Source organism: Dyella psychrodurans (assembly GCF_003363265.1).
Lineage (GTDB): Bacteria > Pseudomonadota > Gammaproteobacteria > Xanthomonadales > Rhodanobacteraceae > Dyella_B > Dyella_B psychrodurans.
The window spans coordinates 291,339-315,565 of the sequence record NZ_QRBF01000004.1 but is presented as its reverse complement, the minus strand read 5'-3'; the positions used below and the strand labels follow the sequence as shown (position 1 = coordinate 315,565).

Annotated in this window: 18 protein-coding genes; 9 read left to right on the top strand and 9 right to left on the bottom strand. The window is 60.3% G+C overall.

Annotation, left to right across the window (positions count from 1 at the left end):
- Window positions 1-152: 152 nt before the first annotated feature.
- Window positions 153-2,564 (top strand): CmcI family methyltransferase, encoded by a 2,412-nt coding sequence (locus DWU99_RS12820; protein WP_115478443.1) that lies wholly within the window; start codon window positions 153-155, stop codon window positions 2,562-2,564.
- A complete protein-coding gene (locus DWU99_RS12815; RefSeq protein ID WP_115478442.1) occupies window positions 2,564-3,439 on the top strand; it encodes a class I SAM-dependent methyltransferase in 876 nt (291 codons plus the stop codon). Before DWU99_RS12820 ends, DWU99_RS12815 begins: the two co-directional genes overlap by 1 nt.
- A gap of 44 nt (window positions 3,440-3,483) precedes the next feature.
- Here DWU99_RS12815 and DWU99_RS12810 read toward each other — a convergent pair whose 3' ends face one another.
- Genes DWU99_RS12810 through DWU99_RS12790 form a run of 5 tightly spaced genes read right to left on the bottom strand, consistent with a single transcriptional unit; the run spans window position 3,484 to window position 10,549 of the window.
- Entirely contained in the window at window positions 3,484-4,584 is a 1,101-nt protein-coding gene (locus tag DWU99_RS12810) for a CDC27 family protein (RefSeq protein ID WP_147292928.1), read from the bottom strand.
- Window positions 4,559-6,985 carry a glycosyltransferase family 2 protein gene (locus DWU99_RS12805; RefSeq protein ID WP_115478440.1) on the bottom strand — a complete coding sequence of 809 codons (2,427 nt, stop codon included), beginning with the start codon at window positions 6,983-6,985 and terminating at the stop codon, window positions 4,559-4,561. The genes DWU99_RS12810 and DWU99_RS12805 overlap by 26 nt, the downstream gene beginning before the upstream one ends.
- 4 nt (window positions 6,986-6,989) lie before the next feature.
- Entirely contained in the window at window positions 6,990-8,351 is a 1,362-nt protein-coding gene (locus tag DWU99_RS12800; protein ID WP_267897529.1) for a class I SAM-dependent methyltransferase, read from the bottom strand.
- A gap of 31 nt (window positions 8,352-8,382) precedes the next feature.
- Entirely contained in the window at window positions 8,383-9,753 is a 1,371-nt protein-coding gene (locus tag DWU99_RS12795) for an ABC transporter ATP-binding protein (protein WP_115478438.1), read from the bottom strand.
- Window positions 9,743-10,549 carry an ABC transporter permease gene (locus tag DWU99_RS12790; protein WP_115478437.1) on the bottom strand — a complete coding sequence of 269 codons (807 nt, stop codon included), beginning with the start codon at window positions 10,547-10,549 and terminating at the stop codon, window positions 9,743-9,745. Before DWU99_RS12790 ends, DWU99_RS12795 begins: the two co-directional genes overlap by 11 nt.
- 175 nt (window positions 10,550-10,724) lie before the next feature.
- Here DWU99_RS12790 and rfbB point away from each other — a divergent pair, with 175 nt between their 5' ends.
- From rfbB to DWU99_RS12755, 7 genes are all read left to right on the top strand, one after another.
- Window positions 10,725-11,795 carry a dTDP-glucose 4,6-dehydratase gene (gene rfbB, locus DWU99_RS12785; RefSeq protein WP_115478436.1) on the top strand — a complete coding sequence of 357 codons (1,071 nt, stop codon included), beginning with the start codon at window positions 10,725-10,727 and terminating at the stop codon, window positions 11,793-11,795.
- On the top strand, window positions 11,792-12,679 hold the full coding sequence (rfbA, locus tag DWU99_RS12780) for a glucose-1-phosphate thymidylyltransferase RfbA (RefSeq protein ID WP_115478435.1): 888 nt from the start codon (window positions 11,792-11,794) through the stop codon (window positions 12,677-12,679). Before rfbB ends, rfbA begins: the two co-directional genes overlap by 4 nt.
- Window positions 12,676-13,233, top strand: a complete 558-nt coding sequence (rfbC, locus tag DWU99_RS12775; RefSeq protein ID WP_115478434.1) for a dTDP-4-dehydrorhamnose 3,5-epimerase — start codon at window positions 12,676-12,678, stop codon at window positions 13,231-13,233. The genes rfbA and rfbC overlap by 4 nt, the downstream gene beginning before the upstream one ends.
- Window positions 13,230-14,165 carry a dTDP-4-dehydrorhamnose reductase gene (rfbD, locus tag DWU99_RS12770; protein WP_115478433.1) on the top strand — a complete coding sequence of 312 codons (936 nt, stop codon included), beginning with the start codon at window positions 13,230-13,232 and terminating at the stop codon, window positions 14,163-14,165. The genes rfbC and rfbD overlap by 4 nt, the downstream gene beginning before the upstream one ends.
- A gap of 3 nt (window positions 14,166-14,168) precedes the next feature.
- Window positions 14,169-15,581, top strand: a complete 1,413-nt coding sequence (locus DWU99_RS12765) for a mannose-1-phosphate guanylyltransferase/mannose-6-phosphate isomerase (protein ID WP_115478432.1) — start codon at window positions 14,169-14,171, stop codon at window positions 15,579-15,581.
- A gap of 121 nt (window positions 15,582-15,702) precedes the next feature.
- A complete protein-coding gene (locus tag DWU99_RS12760) occupies window positions 15,703-16,863 on the top strand; it encodes an alkaline phosphatase family protein (RefSeq protein WP_233511106.1) in 1,161 nt (386 codons plus the stop codon).
- 597 nt (window positions 16,864-17,460) lie between these two features.
- Window positions 17,461-18,837: an outer membrane protein transport protein gene (locus tag DWU99_RS12755; RefSeq protein WP_233511104.1), complete on the top strand. Its 1,377-nt coding sequence runs from the start codon at window positions 17,461-17,463 to the stop codon at window positions 18,835-18,837.
- Window positions 18,838-18,882: 45 nt separating this feature from the next.
- Here the strand turns inward: DWU99_RS12755 and DWU99_RS12750 are convergent, their stop codons facing one another.
- The 4 genes from DWU99_RS12750 to DWU99_RS12735 form a co-directional block, all read right to left on the bottom strand.
- The gene (locus tag DWU99_RS12750; protein ID WP_115478430.1) at window positions 18,883-21,294 is read right to left on the bottom strand and encodes a TonB-dependent siderophore receptor; all 2,412 of its coding nucleotides are present in this window, start codon (window positions 21,292-21,294) and stop codon (window positions 18,883-18,885) included.
- 90 nt (window positions 21,295-21,384) lie between these two features.
- Window positions 21,385-22,395, bottom strand: a complete 1,011-nt coding sequence (locus tag DWU99_RS12745; protein WP_115478429.1) for a FecR family protein — start codon at window positions 22,393-22,395, stop codon at window positions 21,385-21,387.
- Window positions 22,395-22,952: an RNA polymerase sigma factor gene (locus DWU99_RS12740; RefSeq protein ID WP_233511103.1), complete on the bottom strand. Its 558-nt coding sequence runs from the start codon at window positions 22,950-22,952 to the stop codon at window positions 22,395-22,397. The genes DWU99_RS12745 and DWU99_RS12740 overlap by 1 nt, the downstream gene beginning before the upstream one ends.
- A complete protein-coding gene (locus DWU99_RS12735) occupies window positions 22,940-24,103 on the bottom strand; it encodes a VirK/YbjX family protein (protein WP_115478428.1) in 1,164 nt (387 codons plus the stop codon). The genes DWU99_RS12740 and DWU99_RS12735 overlap by 13 nt, the downstream gene beginning before the upstream one ends.
- Window positions 24,104-24,227: the final 124 nt, after the last annotated feature.

Below are 24,227 nucleotides of genomic sequence, written 5' to 3'. Positions count from 1 at the left end.
ACCGAACGCATACCTGAAAGCCCTGTTCAGCCAGCCGATACCTGGCTCTACCGCCTTGAGATGAAATGCGGCGCACCATACGCTTGCGTGTTGCCAATTCACGTTGAAAACGTGATCTTTTGATCCCTCCTTGCCCCGCTGGTACCCCTCTCATGCTGAAAATCCGACGCCGTCCCACTCGCAACAATCCTGTGGAAGGAGTCGTGGATGGCTTGGAAGGATCCGCCTTGAGGGGATGGGCATGGGTACCGGACGTTCCCGACGAGGCCCCCCTCCATGTCGAGGTCCGATCCGGTGATCGGGTATGGGGTACCGCCGAAGCCCACCTGTTCCGCCCGGATCTCGCCCAGGCGGAGAAGCGAGGAGGCTATTGCGGATTTGTTGCGACACTCGGCCCCATGCCGCCGGCGGGAACTGAGCTGACCATTACGGCAGTCACCCCTGATGGCATGAGCCATGGCCTGCAAGGCAGCCCATTGACGATCCCCGCACTGCCCCACGGGATGGCTGACCGCCCAGGCAACACCGACGTGCTGCCCATACCCATCTCCACGACGGATCTTTGCGGCTCCCTCGATCAATGCGGTCCGGCACGCATCCGCGGATGGGCGTACTGGCTGGCTCCTGCGAACCGCCCCCTGAGCCTGTCGCTGCACGAATCCGGGCGCGAAATATTGCGCCTCGATACGAATCAATGGCGCGGGGATCTCGCCGAACTGCGGCAGGGAGACGGCTGTTGCGGATTCGAGGCGGCACTGCCACCTGAACTGTGCGACGGCGAACTGCATACCTTGGATCTTAGGCGCAGTGATACGGGTGCCACGGTGCTCGCACGGCCTTTCACCATGCGCGTGCTCGGCCCCGGGATCGGATCGGCGCAACACTCGCCCGGCCCTGCTCCCCTGAGCCGCACACCGGTAACGCAGAAAGTCACGCTCTCGGTCATCGTCAACTTCTACAACATGCGGCGCGAAGCCGAACGAACGCTGACGTCGCTGAGCCAACGCTATCAGGAGGATGCACAGGACTTCGACTACGAAGTCCTGTGCATTGACAACGGATCCAACCCTCCGCTCGATCCGGCATGGATCGCAAGCTTCGGCCCTCAGTTTCGCCTGTTGCGGCCCAGCCGCCAACTGGCGTCCCCCTGTGCCGCGATCAACGAAGCCGCCCTTCAGGCGCGAGGGGATTACCTCGCGATCATGATTGATGGCGCTCATTTGCTGACCCCCGGCGTGTTTCGGGCGGCACGGCAAACATGGACCCAACACGCCGATGCCGTGGTTGCTGTCCGCCACTGGTTTGTCGGGGGCGATCAGCGCTGGCTCGCCGTCGCCGGATATTCGCAACACATGGAAGATCGCCTGTTCGAGCGCATCCAGTGGCCGAACAACGGGTATGAATTGTTCCGCATCAGCGCACCGATCGGTGAGGGGCCTGAGCCATGGCTCGAAGGTCTCAGCGAAAGCAATTGCCTGATGCTGCCCACATCGCTTTATGACCGCATCGGCGGGATGGACGAAGCGTTCGATCAAGCCGGGGGCGGTTTTGCGAATCTGGATCTTTGGCATCGTGCTAGTGAAAATGCCAGGGGTCCTCTGGTGTCTCTCGTCGGGGAAGCGAGCTTCCATCAATTCCACGGCGGCACTACCACCAACGTGGAAGACACAGAGAAAGACGTGCGCGTTCGTTCCTACGCCAATGCCTATCGCGCGCTGCGTGGCAAGGAATTTAACGGTGTCCCTCCCTCTCGCCTGCAATTTCACGGCAGCCTGCGGTCCGAATTCGCTACCGGCATTCGCCAGCGCAGTCTGATTCCTCTACGTCTTGGCATCACCGGGCAGATACGTCCGGGGCAACTGCCAGTTCATTTCGACGATGGCGCACAGACCTACCTCCAGTCGGTGTATGCGGAGTGCGGACTGCAAGAAAGCGTCACATGGATGGGAGAACCTGCCGGCGTTGCTCCGGCCGACCTGATGAGCCTTCAGGAAATCATCCATCAATTGCGTCCCGACGCCATTATTGCGGTCGGCGCGGAAGCAGGGCTGATCGGCTTTATCGACTCGACGCTTTGCGCCATGCGCAGTGAAGGCAGTCGCATGCTTTGCGTGAACCCAGTGTCGCTACCCGCGATGCCGATGTCGCGGCTGACCGTCCTGCACGAACAAGCCGACGATATGCATACCCTGGCTACCGTGCGACATTGGACGGGCAGCGCCGAGTCCGTGCTGGTGCTGTATGACGTGATGCGGTCAGAAACACTCTCTCTAGCGTCGCTCCAGGCCTATGGAGCATTGGTTTCCTATCGATCGTACCTTGTATGCCTCGGCACGCTCTTCGGACAACCTTGGCTGGGATATTCGAATCGAGACCCGCTGCAGATCGTTCGCGAATTTGCCCGCAACAGCACCTTCGTTATTGACCGGAGCTGGAACAGGCAGCTGATCAGCACCTGTCCATTCGGCTATCTGCGCAAGATCGGAGGGACCGTCAACGCCATACACTACGACCCTGCGCTGGACGAGATTCCTTCCGCGCCGTCACTCCGGGAGAACGCTTGATGAACCGCTTTTGGCACCGCTATATCCGGCCTCTGATTGATGTCGTGCAGCCCAATCGACTTTTGGAAATAGGCGCCGACTCGGGTTGGAATACGCGCAACATTCTGGAGTACTGCCAGAACAAAGGCGCGTTCGCAGATATCGTCGATCCGGCACCGAAGCCGAGCCTGCATGATGTGCTTCGACAGTTCGGCACGGAACACTATCGCTATCATCCGCTGAAAAGCGTCGCGGTCATTCCACAACTCGACACGCCCGACATCGCCCTCATCGATGGCGACCACAACTGGGCCACGGTCTACAGCGAGCTAAACCTCTTGCATGCAAGAGCGGAAATGGCGGGCCTGGCGCCACCGATCGTGATATCGCACGACGTCGCCTGGCCTTATGCGCGACGCGATATGTACTACAACCCGGACGACCTGGAAGCCTCGCAAAAGCATCCCTATGCCTATCGAGGCATGTTGCCGGGCGTCAACGAACTGGTCGAGCAAGGCATGAATGGCGTGCTCGCCAATGCGCTTCACGAAGGCGGTCCGCGCAATGGCGTACTTACCGCCATCGAGGATTACATGGCAAGCGCCGGCATCGAGTTCCACTTTCGCAAACTGCCGTTTTTCAACGGCCTGGGCATCATGGTTCCCGCGGCTCGCATGACGCCTGAACTGCGACGACTGATCGACAGCTTCTTCACTGCGGAAAGCCTGCTCGATGCATGCGTGGCGATCGAAACCGACAGCATGCACCTGCGCGCCATCCTGGCACAGACCGAGACTTGTCTCAGTCGCCGCACGCAAGCCCTTGAGCGCGCGCGCGACGTCATCGAAACACTGAGCCGCCGGATTGCCGAGCTGGAGCGGCAACCCTTGCACTGAGACTCCCTATTCGCCCGCTGCGCGCCCTGCGCTTCAACGCACTTTCACAGCCACAACGGCAATTGCTGCTGCGGATACGCAGAGGGTGCGAAGAACCAGGATTCGATGGCATACCGATCTTTGGCGATCGCCTCCGGTATGCCCGTGCGATGCAGAAAATAATGATCGAACAGCATGGCATCGCCGGGAGCGAACACCGGACTGACCGTGCTCATGCCCTCCCCGGCCAACTCCACCATGCCAGGCCCGACCGACCACTCAAAATTGGCACCATGCGTTCCTGTAGGCAGCACACGAGGCAGCCGCCGCGGCAACACCTCCAGGCCGGACGCGTCTTCCCCACAATGCGACAGACTCAGCCAGACGTTCACGCTGCGGATGTCGCCGCCCATGAATGCACCGTCCTGATGCCAGTCGGCGACGCGTATCGTGCTCGGCACACAACGTAACGTCGACTTTCCTACCGAAAGAAGCGGCCGCTCCCCGAAATATCCGGCAATCGCGTCAATCACTCCAACTTGCCCCAACGTCTCCGTGAGGTCGAAAAGCATGCGGGGTGAGTCGACCGTCCATACGCCGCAAGCTCCTTCCACCCAAAACCGCGCTTGAGCGAGTTCGCATTCCTCGGACAATGGCAACCGCCAATACCAAGGCGATTCGAATGCCGGCTGTCCCTTTTGATGCCACTCCCCGCAAGAATCCAGGGTGCGACGAACCCCCGCAGCCATCTCCGACGCCTTGGATTCGGTCAGCAAGCCACGCACGATCAGCGCGCCGTGATACTGGATCCCCGCGGCGAGCGTTCGCGCATTCAGCTGGTCGGCCCGGATCTCAGGCAAGCCGGACGCGCCGGCGAATACATCGTCGATTTGCTCCGGCCAGGGCAGCACGTTGCTCGCCCGGGGGGGCTCTGCCACGTAAATCTCGTACTGGCATTGAGCCAGCAACTGTTCGTACAGCACGTGGCGGTTCTGACGATTGCAACGCCTTAGCAGCGCGATGGCATCGGTAAAATGCCCGCGCTGCATATGCGTCCTTGCAAGAATCAGATTGCTTTCAATGGAATCTTGCTCAAGCATCATTTTGTTTCCGCACCAAGTGCATCGAGCCGCACTTATCTCATTCCAGGCCTGATTCTGCTCCACGCATGCCCACCATATCCATGGTCACGCCGACGGCTGCGCGCGACCCGCGAGCGGCAAGCAGCTCGTCGACGAGCTCCACCTGTTCCTCTGCATCAATGAAGAGACCATCCCGCGGCGGAAATGCGAGCGTGAAAGGTTCGCCGGACAGCGTCAAATTGGGGTTGTAATAAGGGTCGGCACGGAGTTGTTTAGACCATCGACCCACCATGAAATTGACTTCACCATCAAAGCGGTCTTGTTTTTCCGACGTGTCCTCGACTCCGCGCGACGCCGACTCCCAATGATAGAGTTCCGCGAAAGGAGTCCAGACATTGGTATAGCCGTGCTGGCGCAGCCGCAGACAAAAATCCACGTCGTTAAAAGCGACCTGAAGCGACTCATCAAGGCCTCCCATCCGTTCGAAAACGTCCTTTCGCACTACCAGGCAGGCCGCCGTCACGGCACTCATGGCCTGGGTCAGTCGCGCGCGCCCCATTTGCCCGTTGTACCCACGCGAGCGCGCTGAATAAGGATGTGCCGCCACCCCATGCACACCCACGATGACGCCCGCATGCTGAATAGTGTCGTTGGGGTAATAGAGCATCGCACCCACTGCACCGACCATGGGGCGCAACGCGTGACCAACGAGCTCCTCCAGCCACCCAGGCGTAATGACTTCAATGTCGTTATTAAGAAGGCAAATCAGCTTACCGTGGCAATGCTTCACCGCCTCGTTGTTTATCCGCGAATAATTGAACGGATGATCGTGCTTTAGAATGCGAACACGGGGATATTCTGAAATGGAGCGCAGGTAATCGAGCGAAGCATCTTCGCTCGATTGATTGTCGACAACCACGATCTCGTAGTTTTTGTACGTCGTCCGCTCCAGAATCGAATCGACGCATCTGCGCAAAAGCTCCATCTTGTCTCGCGTGGGGATGACGATACTCACCATCGGCTGATCGTCGGGGACGGGATGGCGAACGCGGAACAAACCCAGCAAGCCTTCTATCTCCATCACTTCGGCCGCTGTTCCCAGACGCCTCAAGTGGTCTTGCAGAGCGCGCAACCCGGCATGGTGCGCATAGCCCTTTTGCTCCACGCCCTTCGCGGTGGAGCCCGCGATCGCGCGCCAGTGATAGAGCACCTTGGGGATATGACCGATCTGCCCCGGATCCAGCCTTTCGGAACAGCGCAACGCCAGATCCCAATCCTGGCTGCCCTCGAACCCCTCGCGGAAGCCGCCAACGGCCCTCACCAGAGAGGTTGAATAGACGCCCAGATGACTGAAGCAGTTCTGGCCGTGCATCAGCTCCAGATTCCAATCAGGCTTGAAGTAAGGGTCGTAGCGCCGCCCCTCTTCGTCGATCTTGTCCTCGTCGGAATACACCATCTGCCAATGGGGATTCTGCTGCAACGCACGGACTACCGATGACAACGCCAACGGGTGTAATTCATCATCGTGATCCAGCAGCGCCAAATAGTCGCCGCGCGCCATGTCGAGAGCGGTATTGGTTGCGGCGGACACATGCCCGTTGCAGTCGCGCCAGTGGACGCGAATACGCGAATCGCGCTGGCTGTACGTTTCGAGCACCTTGCGCACGTGGGACGCCGTGGACGCATCGTCCGCAATACAGAGCTCCCAGTTCGCATACGACTGCGCGAGGACGCTATCCAGGCAGTTGCGCAACCATTTCTCCGGCGTATTGTAGGTCGGCATCAAAATCGATATGAGCATCCCCGTCGCGGCGGAAACAGTCGAGCCCATGCCGTCGTAAAGATTCAGCCAGGCCTGGTAGACCGGCTTGGTTTCCTTTCGCCATGTATAAAGCCCATACAACCACGTAGCAAAAGCGCGCCTGTCACGGGACGAACGCAGGCGACGCATGGCCTCCATATAGACATTCTCTTCAAAACCGGTACCCGATTCGCTGCGTCGCGACTTGAGAGCGCGCAGCATCAGCCACGCCGCCCTCGGCCTGGCGATGCGTTTCATGTTGAGTTTGCCGACGTGAAACGTACAGGGCGCATCTGCAGGATCGAAGCGCATGTCATGCACGTCATGCGAAAGCAGCACCACACCACGGTGACGGCGAACTCCCGAACGCACGAAATTGAGATCGCGCGACCAAGCCTCATGCATGCCATGGCCGAAGTCAAAATAGAGCATCGGCCATAGACGCCCCCCGTCCAGCACTTCCAGCTCAATGGAAAAGCTGTACCACCCCGCGCGCAACGGATAGCACGACGATACACATGCAAACTTGGGATCCGATCCTTTCGATCTCCAGGTGTTCCCGGAAGGTGACAAGCGACTCAACTGACCGATCGGATGCAGCAGGAACGCGTTTCCCCTCAGCTTCCGATACCAGGGACGGAGCCGGGCGCGTATCAGATCCAGAATTCCTCTGCGCATCGACATTGCGTCAATCTCCTCTCTTGCGAAGCTGCAACCACATCTTGCGCCAGAGAGACCGATGCATGAATTGCTCCATCTGATTCAGCTTTGAGCTCGCCTGATTCAGCTTTGAGCTCACCTGACTCAGCGCCGCATTCATTTCGGCAAATTGCTTTGACACATCACGAGCGAAATTTTGCACATCGACCCTGGAGCGCGCCTGCTCTCGCATATCGACAAGGGCGTGACGCTCCATCAGCCGGTGCACGGAGGGCTCGTTGATAACGAGTTCATAATCGACTCGCGCAGTGACTTCCAGAGCCTCGTTTTCCGCGGCACCCGCCAAGGCAGTGCCTACTTCAAACTCGACATACGGATCGTTGCCAAAGCTCGCGATGCAAAGGCTCTGCATGCCCATGCGCTGCAGCAATTCGCCTTCCACATGCCCAAGCCGCTCTCGCAGCCTATCCAAAAGCTTGTCGCAAGAACCACCGCCAACCCGAAGGCGCACTTGTTGGAAACCGTAAACCCCGGGGCAATCGGCCGGATCAATGCGAAGATAGTCGGGCAAGACGCCCTGGGGCAGCAGGAAGGAAACATCCAGCGTGCCATGCGAAGCATCGACTTTGACGGACACTTTGCGCGCATCGTCGTACGATTCATCGGCACGGCGGTAGTAGAGATGGCAAACAACCGCCTGAGGCTCGTAGGCATTGCCTTGAACATGACCGTTCGCGTCGACCAGATTGGCCGCCTGCGCCTCGAAGAATGCGCGAAACGCCGATGGATTTGCCTGCGCGCGCTGCATGAAGCCGACAAACGGTTCCGGCACATTCGTGCCCACAGCGACAACCCCAAGCCCGTGACTATGATTGAATCCGAAACACGGGTAACGCTTCGTCAATTCCTCGAAGAAGGCATGCACACCGAACCCTTGCCCCTCCGCCGCCGTGTCGTGCAGCAATACGACAGCGCGATCGCTGAGTTTCGGCAACCATGTTTCGAAGTCATGCCTCACGGCCTCATAGGTATGAAGCCCGTCTATGTGCAGCAGATCGATGCTGCGATCGGGGAAGTGTTCGAGCGCATCGTCGAAGCTGCTTCGGATCAAGCGCGAAAAGTCGCCGTAACGAGGATCGTGGCGAGCGCGAAGCGCCTGGAATACTTGCTCCCCGTAGCGACTCGCATGCGCATCGCCCTGCCAGGTGTCGACGGCGCAACAGCGGGTGGCCAGATCGAGCGCGCGAACAGCCTGACACATCGCCAGATACGAATTGCCCGAGTGCGTCCCCAGCTCGACCACACTGGCGGGACGAAGAAGATCCACCGCAAGGTACGCGAACGGGATGTGCCCCACCCATCCAAACGGTGGCACCACGCCAGGCCTCATCAGCATGATGGGATGTTCTTCCAAACGGAAATCACAGCTCATCGGCGACTCGCTCAAGCGAAACGTCATGCATCGGCACACCCACAAGCCCCGTCGCGTAGCCCCCTCCCATCGCGGTAAATCGCAACGCTTCGTGCAACCAATGCTGTATCACATGATGCTCCTGCGTTCCCTCTGCCACGCCTACCGTAATGAAGTAATCGGCCGCGCTAAGGCGGGGCATCTCGAAACAGAATCGCGCCCTGAATGATTCGCCCGCGGAAACGCCAAAATCCCCCTCATCACTGAGCACGGTGTTGTCGCCAAGCAACAGCTGTCCGAGCCGGTCCTTGATGTAGAAGCCAACGATGACGTTGTCGATGTCGTGCTCGGCCACAAGCTCGATTTCCAGCGTCACCTGCTCGCCCGCCAATACCACCGCCACGGGCTGACCTGCCCCATCGCAGAACGCGACGTGGGTAACTCTCGCCTTATGCTCGCCAAACCCTTCGACATCGGGCCGAAATGGGAAAACCAGCATGTCGTTGCGCAGGACGGACCGATCGATCAGTTCCTGTCGCAAGTTGATCCGTCTCTCCTTCTTTTCAGGCTGCAACCGCACTTTGGCGTCACCGCGCGTGCCAACGCCGCCCTGACGCTCAATCAGGGAAGCCTCCATGTAGGCTTCCATGACCATGCGTGCGTCGCCGATGCGCTGAATGCGACCGTGTTCCAGCCATATCGCACGATCGCAGAGGCTGGTCACGGCTCCGCCATCGTGACTCACGAACAGCATGGTTCCACGCTTGCGGAAATCGCGCAGGAAACGCATGCATTTCTGCATAAAGAATGCATCGCCGACGGCAAGCGCCTCATCGACGATCAATATATCCGCGTCGACGTGCGCGACCACGGCGAACGCGAGCCGCATGACCATGCCCGTGGAATAGTTGCGAATCGGCTGATCGACAAAATCGCCGATGTCTGCGTAGGCGAGAATGTCGCCTATGCGCGCATCGATCTCAGCCCGCGCAAGCCCCAGAATCGAAGCGTTCAAGTAGACGTTCTGGCGGCCGGTGAAATCCGGATTGAAGCCGCTTCCCAACTCCAGCAGCGCGGCAATGCGGCCGTTTGTGGCAACCTTGCCTTCAGTGGCCTTCAATGTACCCGCAATCAGCTGCAGCAAGGTGGATTTGCCCGCTCCGTTGCGCCCGATGATGCCCAGCGTCTCGCCGTGCCTGACTTCGAAATCGATCCCGCGAAGCGCCCAAAATTCCCGATAGAGGCGCCAACGGCTACCGATCAGGCTCTGCACCATGCGGTGAATGGGTTTGTCGTAGAGTTGATAGCACTTGCCAAGACCGCTGACGCTTATCGCGGTTTTCTTTGTGGTGGCTTCGATGATCGTGGATTCACAGGACATCAGCGAAGCCGTCCTGAGTTCGACGGAACCAGCCATACCCCGCAAGCAACACCGCGAGTGCCACCAGGGCGTACAGACCCAGCGCATGCCAATCAGGCGCTTTTCCGAAGAGCACCAGTCCTCGCGTCTGCTCGATGATCAATGTCAGCGGGTTGTAGAGCAACCACGAGCGATATGGCTCGTGCAAGGATGATGCGGGATAGAACACCGGGCTGAGGAACATCATCATCGTGGTGATGATGCCTGCCAGCTGGGTGATGTCCCGGATGAATACCCCTACCGAAGCCATGAACCAGCTTATGCCGCACAGCAACACCGCGTAGGGTGCGAACAAGCACGGCAAATAAAGCAGGCTCAGTGACAACGAATGATGCGACATCAATACGAAGAGCAACAGCACCGTCAAGCTTAACGCAGCATTAAACAGAGCCGAGACGACTGTCACGCATGGCAATAGCGCAACAGGAAACACGACGCGCTTGACCAGGTTTACATTGGAGACAATGCTCGTCGGCGCCCGTGCGATGCATTCTGCCATGAGCGTATGAACAATCATGCCGGAGAAAATCATCAGCGAGAAATCCGCTCCGGTTTCCATGTTCGGCCAACGCATGCCTAGAAACTGGCGAAAGGCCAGCGTGTAAACGGCAAGCATCAGCAAGGGATTGAGGAACGACCAGAGCAGGCCCAGGAATGACCCGCTGTAGCGCCCGGCGATATCACGCTTGGTGAGTTCCCAAAATACGTCCCGCCTTATCCAAACACGCCCCAAAAGGGAAGATCCGGCCATCTGCATGCTCACTCCCGGCGGGGCGTGCTGGCCTCTCCGTGCCGTTCCCCCGCCACAAAAAATCGCTCCTCTACGCCATACTCGCCGATCAATGGCAAACTATCCAGCGGTCTCGGTTCGGTGAGACGGTTTTGTGGCCCTCATCAGGGTTGCGCATTTAGGACAAAAAAAGCAGGGTCTAATGAACAATTTTTCTGCTAATGCCAAAGTGTTGCTCGTTACCGGCGGAGCCGGCTTCATCGGGGCCAATTTCGTGCTGCAGGCCGTCGCCGACGGCTTGCGCGTGATCAATCTCGACAAGCTGACCTATGCGGGCAACCTCGATACCCTGGAACCGCTGGCCGGCAATGAGCGGCATATTTTTGTGCAGGGCGACATAGGAGAACGCGCCCTGATCGACCAGCTTCTGGCTGAGCATCGGCCGGACGCCATCGTGAACTTCGCTGCGGAATCGCACGTCGACCGCTCCATCGACGGGCCGGCCGCCTTTGTTCACACCAATGTCGTGGGCACCCTGGGCCTGCTCGAATCGGCACGCGACTATTGGCGCGCGCTGGAAGGCCAGTCCCGCGACGGTTTTCGCTTTTTGCACGTTTCCACCGACGAGGTGTACGGTACGCTGGGCGCCGAGGGCAAGTTCACCGAAACGACTCCCTACGCCCCCAATTCGCCCTACTCGGCCTCCAAGGCGGCTTCCGATCACCTGGTGCGGGCTTTTCATCACACATACGGCCTCCCCACCCTCACCACCAATTGCTCGAACAATTACGGGCCGTATCAGTTCCCGGAGAAGTTGATCCCGCTGGTCATTCAGAAGGCGCTGGCAGGCGAATCCCTGCCCGTTTATGGCGACGGCCTCAATATTCGCGACTGGCTATTCGTCGGCGATCATTGCTCGGCCATCCGGCGCGTTCTGGATGCTGGCCGGGTAGGCGAAACTTACAACGTCGGGGGCAATGCCGAGCGCACCAATATCACGGTGGTGAAGACAATCTGCGCCCTGCTTGACGCACGCAGTCCGCTCGCGGTTGGCCGTCCTCGCGAATCGCTGATCACCTACGTGAAGGACCGCCCCGGCCATGATCGCCGATACGCGATCGATGCCAGCAAGCTTGAGCGCGAGCTTGGCTGGCGGCCTTCGCAAACGTTTGAAACCGGCATTGAGCAAACTGTGAACTGGTACCTGTCGAACCAGCCGTGGGTGCAGCGTGTACTCGACGGCAGCTATCGCATGGAGCGTCTCGGCGCATGAACACACGCAAGGGCATTATCCTGGCCGGCGGGTCCGGCACCCGGCTTTACCCCATCACCCAGGCCGTCAGCAAACAGCTGCTTCCGGTCTACGACAAGCCGATGATTTATTACCCGCTGGCAACACTGATGCTTGCGGGAATCCGCGAAATCCTGGTGATCAACACGCCTCACGAGCAAGAACTTTTCCAGCGGTTACTGGGTGATGGTTCGCAATGGGGTATCGACATCCAGTACGCCGTGCAGCCATCGCCGGACGGCTTGGCCCAGGCATTCCTGATCGGGCGCGACTTCATCGGCAATCAACCCAGCTGCCTGGTGCTTGGCGACAACATCTTCTATGGCGTCGGACTTACCGAACGTTTGAAGCGCGCAGGGTCGCGCGAACAAGGCGCTACTGTTTTCGGGTATTGGGTCAGGGATCCGGAGCGCTACGGCGTAGCGGAATTCGACGCTCACGGCCGCGTGGTCGGACTGGAAGAAAAGCCCAGCAAGCCCAAATCGCACTACGCCGTAACCGGCCTCTACTTCTACGACAACCGTGTCTGCGACTATGCAGCCGCCTTGAAGCCCTCGCCTCGCGGCGAACTGGAAATCACCGATCTCAACCGGCACTACCTCGAAGATGGTTCGCTTCATCTGGAGCAGCTCGGTCGCGGGTACGCCTGGCTCGACACCGGCACCCATGAATCGCTGATGGAAGCCGGCAACTATATCGAGACCATCGAGAACCGGCAGGGCCTGAAGGTGTGCTGCCCGGAAGAAGTTTCCTATGCCAACGGCTGGATCGATGCCGAACAGGTGAAACGTCTTGCGGCACCGCTCGCCAAGACCGGTTACGGCCAATATCTGCAGCATCTGGTCGAACAAGGACACGTGGCATGAAGATCGTCGAAACCTCCCTGCCCGGTGCGATGGTCATCGAACCGCAGGTATTCGGCGACGCACGCGGATTCTTCTACGAGAGCTACAACGAAGCGAAATACGTTGCCGCCGGCATTCGCGTGAATTTCGTGCAGAGCAACGTATCGCGCTCGAGCAAAGGTGTCTTGCGCGGTCTGCATTACCAATGGCCGAACCCGCAGGGCAAGCTGGTGAGCGTGCTCGAAGGCGAGGTCTACGACGTGGCGGTCGATATCCGCCGCGGCTCGCCCACGTTCGGCCAGTGGGCCGGCGTGATGCTCACGGCGGACAATCACCGGCATTTCTGGATACCCGAAGGCTTCGCCCATGGCTTCTGCGTGTTGTCGGACCATGCCACCTTCACTTACCAGTGCACGGCCCTCTATGACGCGAAAGCCGATGCAAGCATTCGTTGGGACGACGCCAGTATCGGCATCGACTGGCCCATCAGCCAGCCGCAGCTTTCCGAAAAGGATCTGAAGGCACTGCACCTCGCCGACATGCCCGCCGAGCGTCTGCCTGTTTTCATCCCATGAACATTTTGTTGCTCGGTGCCAATGGCCAGCTTGGCCGCAGTTTCCTTGAACATGGCGGATTGGCCGCGCGAGGCCACCTGACAGCGGCCAGTCGCGACGGCACGCGTACCGATGGCGAATCGGCCGAAGTCGCGGACTTGTCCAGGCCCGATACGCTTACAACCTTGCTCGACCGGCTGCGCCCGGACATCATCGTGAATGCGGCCGCCTATACGGCGGTAGACCGCGCCGAGCAGGAAGAAGACCTTGCCACACGCGTCAATGGCGAAGCCGTTGGCGTACTCGGCAAGTGGGCCGCAGCCCATCATGCGCTAGTCATCCACTACTCGACGGACTATGTCTTCGACGGCAGCGCAAAGGCACCTTATGCCGTGGACGCCGCAACCGCTCCGCTGGGTGCGTATGGCCGCAGCAAGCTGGCGGGCGAACAAGCACTCAAGAGCAGTGGCGCAGCGCATTTGCTGCTGCGCACGGCGTGGGTTTATGCGCCGCACGGCCATAACTTTCTGCGCACCATGCTGCGACTGGGCGCCGAACGCGAGGAACTGCGTGTGGTTGCCGACCAGCAAGGCGCTCCCACCAGCACCGATACCATCGTTCGCGCAACGTTGGCCGCGCTGGATGCGTGGCAGTCGGGCAATGCGGAGCAACGCCGTGCCATGACCGGCACGCACCATCTCGTCGCTAGCGGACACACCAGCTGGCACGGCTTCGCAAGCGCCATTTTCCAGACTGCCCACGAACGCGGCCTGATTGCCCGCATACCGCGCGTTGCCGCCATCACGACCGCGGAATTTCCCACGCCCGCCCAGCGCCCCGCCTGGTCGGTGTTGGACAACACCGGGTTCCAACAGCGCTTCGGCTATGCTTTGCCGGACTGGCAGGCAGGCCTGCATGAAGTCATCGACACACTCTCCACTCAGGCACGTTGAATCATGCTGATTCCCTTGATTCTCAGTGGCGGCAGCGGAACACGCCTGTGGCCGGTCTCGCGCCGGAACATGCCCAAGCAGTTCCTGTCGCTTACCGGTGAAGGCACGCTGTTCCAACAGACCGTGGCTCGCACTCGCCTTCTTCCGGAAGTGGCGGCGCCCATCGTGGTGGCAAGCGAGGATCATCGGTTTCTGGCCGCGGACCAACTCCTCGAGTCGGGTATCGAAGGGTCCAACATCGTGCTGGAGCCGGTTGCCCGCAACACGGCACCCGCCATTGCGCTAGGCGCGCTGAAAGCCCTGGAGCGCGATCCCGACGCCTTGCTCCTGGTCCTGCCCGCCGATCACCTCATTGGCGACACGCGGAGCTTTACCACCGCAGTGCAACAAGCCTTGCCTGCGGCACGGGACGGCTGGCTGGTCACATTCGGCATTCGTCCGGATCGTCCTGAAACGGGCTTTGGCTATATCCGCCGCGCCGAATCGATTGGTGAGAACGCCTACCGGGTCGCGCAGTTCGTGGAGAAGCCCGACCAGACGACAGCCGAAACCTATGTCTCGGACGGCGGCTATGACTGGAACTCGGGCATGTTCCTGTTCAGGGCTTCGCGCTACCTCGAAGAACTGGACCAGCACGCCCCGGACATGCTGGCCACCGTGCGCGCCGCCTACGCCACGGGCCACCGCGACCTGGATTTCGTACGCGTCGACAAGGAAGCGTTTACCAAGGTTCCGGACAACTCGATCGACTATGCCGTGATGGAAAAAACGTCCCGCGCGGCGGTGATTCCGGTCAGTTGCGCCTGGAGCGACATCGGCTCCTGGTCGGCCCTGTGGCTTTCGGGTCAGCACGACGAACAGGGCAATCAGCGCGAAGGCGACACGCTCGCCGTGAACACGCGCAATTCGCTGCTGCGCTCGCACGATCGCCACATGATCGCCACCGTCGGCGTGGACGACCTGATCGTCGTCAGCACGCCCGATGCCACGCTGGTGGCGCATCGCGACGCGGCGCAAGACGTGAAGAAAGTGGTCGACCAGCTCAAGGCCTCCGGCCGCACCGAACATTCCTTCCATCGCGTAGTGCACCGTCCGTGGGGCAGCTACGACTCGCTCGAGGCGGGCGGTCGCTTCCAGGTCAAGCGCATCGTGGTGAAGCCGGGCGCCAGCCTGAGCCTGCAGAAGCATCATCATCGCGCCGAGCACTGGATCGTCGTGTCGGGCACGGCTGAAGTGACCTGCGACGAGAAGGTGTTCCTGCTGACCGAAAACCAGAGCACCTATATCCCGCTTGGCAGCGTGCATCGCCTGCGCAATCCCGGCAAGGTGGCGCTGGAATTGATCGAGGTGCAGTCGGGCAGCTATCTGGGCGAAGACGACATCGTTCGCTTCGACGATGTTTACGGTCGTGCGTGATCTGGCTTAGACATCTCGGCGGCCCTGACACTCGCGTGACTTGATCCTGTCGCGCAAGGCGGCTGCAATAGCCGTTGCACCTCGTATCTCGCGAGGTGCGACGTCCTCAAGGAATCCGCTGATGTCTTACTTATCGACCTGTCTGGGTGCATGGCGCAGGCTGATGCACACTCGTGCCGTTTTCGTCGCACTGATCGCCATGCTGTGCATGCCGGCAACCGGCCTTGCCGCCTCGGCGTCTACGCTCCCGCCGGTACGGCATGTTTTCATCATCATGCTGGAGAACGAGTCCTACCAGGTCACGTTCAACCCGCAATCGCCTGCACCCTACCTTTCCCGCGAGCTGCCCAAGCTAGGCGCGCTGTTGCCCAACTATTACGGCATCGGCCATTACAGCCTGGACAACTACGTCGCCATGATCAGCGGACAGGCACCCAATCCTGCCACACAGGCCGATTGCGACACCTTCAGCGAATTCGCGCCCACCGCGAGCAAGCCCGACGCCAACGGACAACTGCCGGGTGATGGCTGCGTCTATCCCAAGAGCGTGCGCACCATCGCCAACCAGCTTGCCGACGCAGGCCTTAACTGGAAGGCATATATGGAAGACATGGGCCTGGATCCTGCACGCGAAGCGGCGACGTGCGCGCATCCGGCCATCGGGGCGATCGACGGGACCGAGCATGCCGCACCGAACGACCAGTACGCGACGAAGCACAATCCGTTCGTGTACTTCCACGCCATCATCGATGACAAGAAGAACTGCGACACGCACGTGGTGAACCTCGATCACCTTACCCACGACCTCGCGCGCATCGACAGCACGCCGAATTTCGTCTACATCACGCCGAATCTTTGCCATGACGGCCATGACGCACCTTGCAAGGATGGCAAGCAACCGGGCGGCCTGATTTCTGCCGATGCTTTCCTGAACACCTGGGTGCCGCGCATCGTTCAATCGCCGGCATTCAAGAAAGATGGTTTGCTGATCGTCACCTTCGATGAAGGCAACGACGGCAACGCCTGCTGTAACGAACAGCCGCTCCCGGGCGGTCCGCAACCGGGTGGAAAGATCGGCCCAGGCGGCGGACAGATCGGTGCCGTGCTGCTGTCGCCCTTCATCGCGCCAGGCACGCACTCCGAGGTGGAGTACAACCACTACAGCCTGCTGCGCACGCTTGAAAATATCTTCGGCCTGAAGCATCTCGGTTACGCTCAAGACGATCGACTAAACACCTTCGGCAGCGACATCTTCACCGCGCAACCGCAAACCTCGAAGTAACCCATTCGTTCCATCAAAAACGCCCCCTGGCGAAGCAGGGGGCGCATGGCCCGCGAAGAACACAAACCCTCCGTTATCCCGCCGTCGCGTAAACGCGCCCTGCGTGGTCGAGCCATGAAGCACCCGACGCAAATCCACACATCGACACTTCAGCTGGAACAGCGTCGCTATACCCTAAGGGCCTGCTCATGATCTTCGCGTGGCATGCGCGACGATTTTTTCGAATCGAACTCTCGTAAGCGCGGCATGGCGCCGCACGGACAGAGCCGTCACGCGCGCCCCACCGCCTTATGGAGCTGGCGAGCCGGCACGGCGGCCAACGTTTAAAACGTGTTCGGATTCCGGGAGATCAACGAACACCCGCCTGTTTTTGCGCAACGCACAACGCGGGAAGTGTTGCGCACAATGGCATGCTCGCGCCGAACGCGCGCATGCTGCGTTGCCCGTTGCCGGTATCGGTCGCTTCTTCTTTCTTGTGCCTGTAATGCTATCGTGAAGACGGCCAGGGGATTTGTTAATCAAGCCATCGACATTCTGATCACGCCTTTTACAGAAACTTTGCGTCGTACCCGATTACCGCCGCCAGAGGAGAAGAACGTGACTCATCATTCCAAGCCTCGCATGACTCGCCGCCGCCAGCATGCCGCCCTCGCTATAGCCGTGGTATCTGCCCTCGCCCTTCCGGTTGTGGCTCAGGCAGGCGCTTTCCAACTTCCAACCGATAACGCCGCCGGCTGGGCGCACGCGAATGCGGGCGGCTCGCTGTTCCCGGACGATCCCACGGCGGCCTACAACAATCCGGCGGCGATGTCCTTTTTCAGCGCCCCGGTGTTTCAAGGCACGCTCACTGAAATTCGACCCCAGGGCCAGTTCACCGGCCAGACCCTCGACGTGGACGGCAACCCGACCACCGGCGGCAACCCCAATGGCTTCGGCAAGTTCGTTCCTTTCCCGAACGCCGGATGGGTCGTGCCCGTGAACGACTGGCTCGCGCTGGGTGGCGCGCTCGCCGTGCCGTACGGCCTGGAGAGCAAGTACAACCCGCAATGGCGGGGTCGTTATTTCGGTACCGAAACCGATCTGCAGTCGGTCAACATCAGCCTGTCGGCGGCCTTCAAGGTCAGTGACAAGTTCTCGCTGGGTGTGGGCGTACTCGGTCAGCGCACCAAGGCCGAACTCAACACCATGCTCGATCCCAACGGCGCGGCCAAGGCGATCTTCGGCCTGCCCCTCCCGCCACAGCAGGACGACGAGCAGCTCAACGTCAACGTCAAGCGCAAATTCTCCTTCGGTTACTTCGGCGGTTTTGTGTACAAGCCGACCGATCAGGATACCTTCGGCATGAGCTATCACTCGCGCGTGAAGAACAACCTGAGCGGCAGCTACGCCGTGTATGGCAGCGCCGCAGGCAAACAGCTGCTTGCACTGGCACCCGTGCTGGATCCGAGCCTGCCGACCATCAATCCCAACGGTGCATCGGCCTCCGCGCAATTCGATACACCCGCGTTCGCCAGTGCAGACTGGCTGCACGCCTTCAACGATCGGCTATCCATCGCCGGCACCATCAAGTGGACGCAATGGTCGACCTTCAAGGACCTGGTGTTGATGTCGAACGGCCAGCAATTGCTCGCGCTGCCCGAAGAGTTCAAGGACAGCTATCTGTTTGCGGTAGGCGGCGACTACAAGCTTACCGATCAATGGACGTTGCATGGCGGCATCGGCTACGACGAAACGCCCAGCAACATCATCAGCCGCGATCCGCGCGTGCCCGATAACGCCCGCAAGCTGCTAGGCATCGGTTTCGGCTACAAGCTCAACCAGCATGTCAGCTTCGATCTGGGCTATCAGCATCAGTTCGTCAGCAATGCCCCGGTCCACCTGACGAATCAAGCGATCCTCGGCGCGCAAACCATGAATGGCTACTTCGCCGACTCGGGCGACGTGGTGAGCATGACCGGCACCTATCACTTCTGATCCAGCAGCCCCCTCTTCCACGCGGGAGAGGGGGCGCCCACCATTTCAGAAGTCCACCGCGCCACTCAGCATATAGGTGCGCCGGTAACGCAACGGCACGAAGGTTTCGTCGAAATACGTACCGTAAAGCTGCCGGTCGAAGAGGTTCTTCACGCCGAGCGTCACGCTCCAGCGGTGGGCGCGATAAAAAACGTTGGCAGAAGCATCCGCCTGCCCTGGAATTCGGATATAGCTGGTGAAGTCGGAAGTCTGGGTCAGGCTGCGGCTGCGCGCGAGCACGCCACCCGCCAAGCCGAAACCACGCAATAAACCATACTGGAAGGTGTAACTCGCCCACACATTGAAGCGCTGTCGCGATGCACTGGTTGCCGGCGTCCCGTCGTTGTTGCGGATCACGCTATACGTGTATGCCGCGCTGAGGTCCATGCCGGGCGCGACCTGCCCGTTGAATTCAACTTCAACGCCCTTGTTGGACTGCCCGGGACCGCTCACCACGTAATACGGCGGCTGCAACGAAATCAGATCGGTGCTGTGATCAAGCATGATGCGATACGCCGCCACCGTCAGACGGGCCCTGTTCTGGAACACGTCGAATTTCGCCCCGAGTTCGATCTGCCGCGACAACGACGGTGGCAGGGGATGGTTGTCCTTGCCCAATAGCGTGTCGGGCTGAAAACCGTTGGACGTGTTGGCGTAAATCGACGTATCCGGCGTGAGCTTGTACACCACGCCGAAGTTCGGCACCCATTTCGCCTTGTGCTGATTCCAGGGGGTGCCGTCCGGGTAGCTGGTCTGCAATTCGTACGCCGCACGCCGCACCGCCATCAGCACTTCCCAATAGCTGCCCAGGCTGATCCGATCCTGAAGAAAAATGCCGCTGTCGGTCACCCACGGACTACCCGGCGAATAACCGCTGGCGTAATCGCTTGGTGAAAGCATCGCATCGGGCAGCGGCAGCGCCCCACCGGTGAAGATGTTGTATGGCATGCCGCCACCACCGTTGCTCAACGCATCGTCGCTGCTGCCTACTTGCACGCGCGAATAGTCGAAGCCAAGCACCATCGAATGCTGCAGCCAGCCTTTCCCGAACGTGGCAGCGACATCGTTCTGCGTGACGTAGTAGGCATCCGAAGATCGATAGTGTTCGGCGGTCGCATTCACGTCGCCGGTCGGCTCTATGCCGCCGATCAGCCAATCCTTGAGATCGATGGACTCGCGCACGTACTGCGCCCTGCTGCGAAAGGTCCAGTTATCGTTGAACCGATGCTCGAACAGGTAGAACAACCGCCGCGTTTCGACGGCCGTGTGATCGTCGGGATTGTCGAGTAGCAAACCCCGCGGCGAAGCGGACGACAACGTATCGTCGAGCAGGATCACGTGATCGGGGATCGGCATGTGATTCATCATCCATGACACACCGCCGATGAATGTCGTATCGGGCGTCGTCCAACCGATCGACGGCGCGACGTAGCGATTGCGCTGGCCACGCATCCCCTGCACCGTGTCGTTCGCGACATCGCCATTCAGGATCAGGCGATAACTCCACGAGTGGCTGTCGTTCAGGGGCCCCGCCAGATCCACGCCTGCTTGCTTCTGGCCGTGATCGCCGATGGAAAACGTGAACTCGCGGACCGGCTCCGCCTGCGGCTTTTTCAACACCACATCGATCAAGCCGCCGAAATTGTTGTAGACCGACGTATCGCCCAGAATCGCCTGCGGTCCCTTGAGCACCTCGACACGCTCCACGCCGATCAGCGGCGGCGAATCGCCGATGCCCAAAATGTTGTTGGGCAAACCATCGGTCATGCCGTTGCCGGTGAAGAATCCGCGGACCTCGAAAATCGGCAGGCCACTGGAGCCGTCGACATATTGCGCACCGGATACGTTCTGCACCGCATCGGCAACTGTCCGCAGTTGCTGCGACTGGAGCAGACTCTGCGTGACGATGCCCACCGACTGCGGCACATCGATCGGATCGGAAACCGTGCGCGTAGGACCGCTGCTGACGTCCGCCATGAAACCGACATCGCGGCCGACCAATCCGATCGCTTGTATGGGTGGGAGCAGTGTCGCCACCGGTACAGGCTTGGATAAGGGTTTGGCGTTCCCTGCTTGCGATGTTTCTGCCTCGCGCGGCTTGATCACGACGGTGCGTGCATCGACAAACGTATAGACCGCGCCCGTTCCCTGAAGCAGCCGCGTCAGCGCGGCCTCGGCCGTCAACGCTCCGCTGACGTCAGTGGAACGCAGCGCATCGATCGTCCGTCCCGCCGTGAGCACTTGCACGTTGGCTTGCTTGCCGAACGCAATCAACGCGGTAGAGAGCGATTGCGCAGGTATGGAAAAACGCAGCGTCGCCGGCTGTTCTGCCGCATACGACGGCGCCGCCTTGGCACTCGTCACAGCACACAACAATGTCAGGCAGCCGTAAGCTGGCAGCCAGGCAAGCCGACTCATGAATCGCGTCAATCCAGGACCAAATCACGAGTCTGCCATGTGGCGTGCCGGTTGGCACCTGGGAACGCCGCGACACCTGCATCCCGGCGTTCAGCGATGCGATGGATACGCCGCGTCCGAAAGAATGACCTCATTGCCGCCTGTGCTTACACGCAATGGAAACACCTGGGGCAAGGCACTCAACCAACTGTCGATGGCATCGGTGCGAACACTGCCGGTGTAGGTCAGCTTGCCGAGATCGGCATCCGCGATATGCAGCTGACGCACGCTGTAGCGATTGAGGTTGGCGACCACCACGCTCAGCGGCTCGTCGATGAAGTCCAGTCGATCGTCGCGCCACCCGGTAGCCTGCTCGGATGTAATGCTGCCGATGGTCATGCCCGACGAATTCGGATCGTAGGAAACCAGCTGACCGGCGGAAACTTCCAGCGTACCGCGCGGCTCCTGACCCGGCGACGGATGCGTATCGGCAATCTGCACACGTCCCTGCGTCACGGCGATCGTCACGCGCTCGCCCGTGCGACGCACATCGAACGCCGTGCCGATATCGCGGACCGACACATTCCCTGCCGCCACCACGAACGGACGGCTGTTGTCATGAATCACCTGAAAGAAGGCTTCGCCCTGGCTCAATTCCACGCGACGCTGGCCGTGACTGAAATGCGTGGTGAGCGTCGACGCGGCACCCAGCGCCACCTGCGTACCATCCGGCAAGGTGATGTCCTTGTTCTGCGCGACGGCACTCGCATACACCTGCGAACCAACACTGGACACACCGTTCCTCCAGACGATGTAGGTACCCGACAGCGCCACCACGGCGATCGATGCAGCAACAGCCAAAGGCAACCAGCGACGCGGTGGTGCGGCAGGCCGCGTGAACGCGTTGATCAACCCTTGGCGGGACACCGCATCCAGCGACCCCAGCCTTCCTGCAAGCTCGTTCATGCGTTCGAACGTTTCCAGATGACGCTCGTCTTCGGTGGCCCATGCGAGCCACTGCTCGACCGCCTCGCCTTCGGTATCGGGCTCGCGCAGCTTCACCCACCAATCGGCGGCGGCGTGCAAGATTTCGTCTTGCTTGCGTGGGTCGATCTTGGCCATCACGGCTTCTCCTTCTCGTCCACCCACGCGCGGCAGTGCGCCAGCGCGTTGGCGACGTGATAGCGCACCATGCGCTCGCTGAGTTTCATGGTTTGCGCGACGGTTCCAAAATCGCGCCCTTCAATAACGTGCAGGACAAACGCCTGGCTCGCCTTGGGCGGCAGCTCGCGCAGTGCGCGCCGCAGGCCGGCCACTTGCTCGACCGCCATCGCATGATGGTCCGGCAAAGCTTCGGTTGCCGGCTCCTCCTGAGACTGCACCGCTGCGAAATCGCTGCGCACCTTGCGCTTGCGCAAGCGATCGATCGCCAGATTGCCCGCGATGGTGAACAGATAGCTGCGCAGCGAATCGACCTCTTCGCGATTGCTCATGGTGAGCACGCGCAGATACGCCTCCTGCGCGACCTCCTGCGCATCGGAGTGCGAATTGAGCCGGCACTGAAGGAACGCGATCAGCGCGCGATTGTGCTCGCGAAACAGCTGCTCAACATCGTTCGCGTGCACCGAAAGCGTCACGGTCGTCATGCCCTCATAAATCGCTGTGTTCAGCTTGCCCACGATCTTTCACGGAATTCATGCATGGGCTTGTATGCCGTCAGCCGCCCGTGCACAAGGGGGTCGGCCTGTTTTACCGGAAGGCTACCCAGTGCATTCATGACCCGTTGCTCGGCCTGAAGCCTCAATGCCTCGCGGCGACGGAAGGCGGAGCGATGGTTGCTGGGCACATCGGCTTCCGACTTGTGGTGCGGAGATGCGGGCAGCGCGTACCAGCCGCCGGCGATAGCCGTACCGTGCTGTTCTTCCCAGAACGCATCGTAATCGGACAACACCGGACGGCCGGTACGCCGCAGCGGATGCGCTTCATTGCTGACGGCGACGATGTCGTGAATGCCATAGCGCCGCGCAAAAGCGTACACCAGCGCCAACATCAATTGCTTCGGACGCATGCCATGCAGATTGCGCGTAAGTTCGCGCACAACATCCCTGGCACTGTCGCCGCCGGGTCCTTGCAGGCAACCGATGAGCAGGCGCGGGCGATGCTCCCCGACGACGGAGAAGACGATGCTGTAGAGCGGCGTTTCATTCCCGTCGCAGAGCTGCAGGCACAACTCACCCTCGCAGCCCATGAAAATCGGCGGACGCATGCAAAGGGTCAGCAAGCTGCCATCCTTGGCGATGAAGCCTCCCAAACTGGCGTGCCCCAGGCCATAAACCAGATCGAACAATCCGCCCGGCAAATTCGCGAGCGCAAAGCGATAGTGCTGATGCAAATTCTGCAGGCGACGGCGACGATGCCAATGCGCATTGACGTAGCGATGCATGTGACGTTCCAGCAACCGCGGATCGCGCTGCCGATAAGCAACCATCTGCGGATGGGCGTGGACGAATGCGAGAAAGCGTCCGTGACGCACCGGCATGCAGGCACTACGCAGCACATATTTGATCGCCGATGCGCCACGCTTGTACCACGCACCGCGCCAATCGCGGCGGTCGCGCAGCGAACGCAACATGTTGGCCGTCCAATCGTGCGGCACCGCCGCGGATAGACGCGCCATCGCGGCGCGGCACCGGCCAAGCAGCGTCGGTGGCGTTGGTTGGCGTACCTGGCCCAATCGATAGGACCATTCCGGGGCGGACACGCCGGGAGGCAGGAAAGCATCGGCACCGATACCCAGGACGCCTGCGGGCGGATGGTTTGGCTTGTTCAAGGCATTCGCCCTACAAATCAGTCACAGTCCTTCCAAGACGTTTCAGACTGCCGATTTTGAAATGGCGCGAAATGGGCTCTTAGAGCTTCCAACAAAATGAGCACATCGACACTGGCCGAAGATG

What these genes read in the sequence shown, in the direction of transcription:
- rfbA (WP_115478435.1), top strand. Translation starts at nt 11,792, where the DNA reads ATGAACACACGCAAGGGCATTATCCTGGCCGGCGGGTCCGGCACCCGG.
- DWU99_RS12820 (WP_115478443.1), top strand. Translation starts at nt 153, where the DNA reads ATGCTGAAAATCCGACGCCGTCCCACTCGCAACAATCCTGTGGAAGGA.
- DWU99_RS12745 (WP_115478429.1), bottom strand. Translation starts at nt 22,395, where the DNA reads ATGGCCAAGATCGACCCACGCAAGCAAGACGAAATCTTGCACGCCGCC.
- DWU99_RS12750 (WP_115478430.1), bottom strand. Translation starts at nt 21,294, where the DNA reads ATGAGTCGGCTTGCCTGGCTGCCAGCTTACGGCTGCCTGACATTGTTG.
- DWU99_RS12795 (WP_115478438.1), bottom strand. Translation starts at nt 9,753, where the DNA reads ATGTCCTGTGAATCCACGATCATCGAAGCCACCACAAAGAAAACCGCG.
- DWU99_RS12760 (WP_233511106.1), top strand. Translation starts at nt 15,703, where the DNA reads ATGTCTTACTTATCGACCTGTCTGGGTGCATGGCGCAGGCTGATGCAC.
- DWU99_RS12805 (WP_115478440.1), bottom strand. Translation starts at nt 6,985, where the DNA reads ATGTCGATGCGCAGAGGAATTCTGGATCTGATACGCGCCCGGCTCCGT.
- DWU99_RS12815 (WP_115478442.1), top strand. Translation starts at nt 2,564, where the DNA reads ATGAACCGCTTTTGGCACCGCTATATCCGGCCTCTGATTGATGTCGTG.
- DWU99_RS12800 (WP_267897529.1), bottom strand. Translation starts at nt 8,351, where the DNA reads ATGAGGCCTGGCGTGGTGCCACCGTTTGGATGGGTGGGGCACATCCCG.
- DWU99_RS12765 (WP_115478432.1), top strand. Translation starts at nt 14,169, where the DNA reads ATGCTGATTCCCTTGATTCTCAGTGGCGGCAGCGGAACACGCCTGTGG.
- rfbB (WP_115478436.1), top strand. Translation starts at nt 10,725, where the DNA reads ATGAACAATTTTTCTGCTAATGCCAAAGTGTTGCTCGTTACCGGCGGA.
- rfbD (WP_115478433.1), top strand. Translation starts at nt 13,230, where the DNA reads ATGAACATTTTGTTGCTCGGTGCCAATGGCCAGCTTGGCCGCAGTTTC.
- DWU99_RS12790 (WP_115478437.1), bottom strand. Translation starts at nt 10,549, where the DNA reads ATGCAGATGGCCGGATCTTCCCTTTTGGGGCGTGTTTGGATAAGGCGG.
- rfbC (WP_115478434.1), top strand. Translation starts at nt 12,676, where the DNA reads ATGAAGATCGTCGAAACCTCCCTGCCCGGTGCGATGGTCATCGAACCG.